This is a genomic window from Streptomyces angustmyceticus (genome assembly GCF_040701845.1).
Taxonomy (GTDB): Bacteria; Actinomycetota; Actinomycetes; order Streptomycetales; family Streptomycetaceae; genus Streptomyces; species Streptomyces angustmyceticus_A.
In genome coordinates this window covers 1-2076 of record NZ_JBFBHQ010000069.1, presented here as the reverse complement: position 1 = coordinate 2076, position 2076 = coordinate 1, and the positions used below count along the sequence as shown (strand labels likewise).

The 2076-nt window shown below is 34.4% G+C and carries 2 protein-coding genes; both read left to right on the top strand.

Going from position 1 to position 2076, the window contains the following annotated elements; genetic code table 11:
• Nucleotides 1-107 precede the first annotated feature (107 nt).
• The gene (locus AB0411_RS37830; protein ID WP_153830669.1) at nucleotides 108-290 is read left to right on the top strand and encodes a hypothetical protein; all 183 of its coding nucleotides are present in this window, start codon (nucleotides 108-110) and stop codon (nucleotides 288-290) included.
• A 258-nt stretch (nucleotides 291-548) separates the two neighbouring features.
• Nucleotides 549-1346 (top strand): hypothetical protein, encoded by a 798-nt coding sequence (locus tag AB0411_RS37825; protein WP_366421739.1) that lies wholly within the window; start codon nucleotides 549-551, stop codon nucleotides 1344-1346.
• Nucleotides 1347-2076 lie beyond the last annotated feature (730 nt).

Below are 2076 nucleotides of genomic sequence, written 5' to 3'. Positions count from 1 at the left end.
GAAATTCATGGTTATGATGAACTAGGTATTTTTATTGGAGAGCATAAGGTCCATTACGATGAAATTCGCCACATTGAAATCCAGGAGTTAGATAAATGGAGTCAGCTATGAATATCATTCAGCAGTACGAATGGCGCTATATTTGCTATGAAGAATTACTAGAGGAAATTTGGGGTTATGGGCAACAATTGATTAACGAGGTTGGCGTGGAATGCTTTACCTTTTATGTGGAAGCTAGCGCAGGGTATCATAGTTTCTACTATTATATTGCGCCGTATGAAGAGAGTTAGATAAGTACTGGGATTTAGGGGTCACTGAAACATCCGTACAGAAAATAGCGATAAGGAAAGTCGAATAGATGCTAAATCACCCTTTCCAAAATCTAACGCTATTTTCTGTTTAGTTGTTTCAGTGATCCCTTTTCTACTGAAAATAAAGGGAATTGATGTGTGATAGAATAAATAGAAAGCTATTTGAAGAAAACATTTACTATGTGTAGATAATAAACAAAAGGAGTAAAAGAATTGAATCGATCAGAGTACAAACAAATGCTGACAATGAAATATTTTTATGAGGAGAAATTGCAAGAAATCAAAAAGAAACATAAGTCCGATCCGGATTTGTGTCATCCGATTGGTAAGGATCGTTATTGTCTATACTGTGAGCAGTATAGAGAGACCCAAGACAAGCTACAGCCTACTGTCAAACAATTAATGCAGTATGAAAAAACATACGAAGTTAAACAACCAGTGATTCAACAGTTGGCCGCAGTCCCCAAAAAGGAAAAGGCGAAGCCAAAAAAAGTGTATCAAGTCTATTCTCTCTTGTTCAAAGATGGTTCAGAATATTTGGTTTATACGTTTGCCCAGGAAACTGGTTGTCGTTTATTAGGGAGACAGATTACAGAATTAAGCAAGGCAGTTCCTATCTCTAAGGATTATTATTCTTCCATTTATTTAGAACAAGAAGATGGCTCGATTATTTCAGTAGAAGCACGCTTGCAAGAGCATTCGACTAAGAAAAGTTGGTTATTAGCAGAAAAACAGCAAACGAGAATAAAAGCGACAGGGAATTGTTTTAATGAAAAACCCTTTGAATATTTGAAATACACTAAAGGACAATACAGCTGTTTGGTCACTTTTTGCGGGAATACGGCTATTAAAAAAACAAAGAAATTCTCAAAAAATGGGAAAGTAGCTTTTGAAACAGCGCGTGGCATGATTGCGTTAGAGTATGGACAAGTCCTTCTAAAGCTCTTTCCAGGCACGTTCATGGTCATTAGTGAACAAGAATTTAGCGAATATTTTGTAGAAGACGAATCATTAGTATGGATGAAGAAAGAATAGAAAAGCAAGAAGGGGTTAAGCCTATTTTTTTGATGCCGAGATTAGGGATTAGGCCTAGTGAATAAAAGAAGTAGACAATAGCAGGTTATAAACGTTAAACTATTATTGCGAACGCAATAATATTAAGAGAGGTAGGCTCACCCACCATGTCTCGAAATACCTTTGTTTATTCCCACCCAATCAATGTATTCATTATCAAGTATCTAGGAGTTACTGTCGACCAATTTTGTGAGTCCTATGGCTATAGTCAAGGTACTGTCGCTAGTTGGATCACACGGAATCGACGAGTTGAATCACTACCCGTAGGTTTTATTTATGACATAGGGCTTGCGGCAAGTTCAAACATGTCTTCTACTTATGAAGAGCTTCTCTCACTTCAGGATGAATATGAAATATATATATCGACGATTGGAAAAAAAAAGAAAAAGCGAATTGAATAATTATTATTGGACATGACTGAGATAATTATAGATATCCTTATTTAAACTCTATAGAACTATACTAAGTATATTTAATATATTTAGTATATTAAATATACTTTTTTAAGGATACTAATTTTAATCATTAAAAAAATATACTAACTATATTAAGTATATCTAATATAGTTAGTATATTTTTTATGAATTTAGCCGACGATTATATATTTGTTTCTCTTCTTCATTGAGTGTAGCAACATACGCGTCCATTGCTAATTTAACAATTTCGTACATTGGAATGTCTTTAACGTAAC

Coding starts and splice junctions, on each gene's coding strand:
- AB0411_RS37830 (WP_153830669.1), top strand. CDS start 108: ATGAATATCATTCAGCAGTACGAATGGCGCTATATTTGCTATGAAGAA.
- AB0411_RS37825 (WP_366421739.1), top strand. CDS start 549: ATGCTGACAATGAAATATTTTTATGAGGAGAAATTGCAAGAAATCAAA.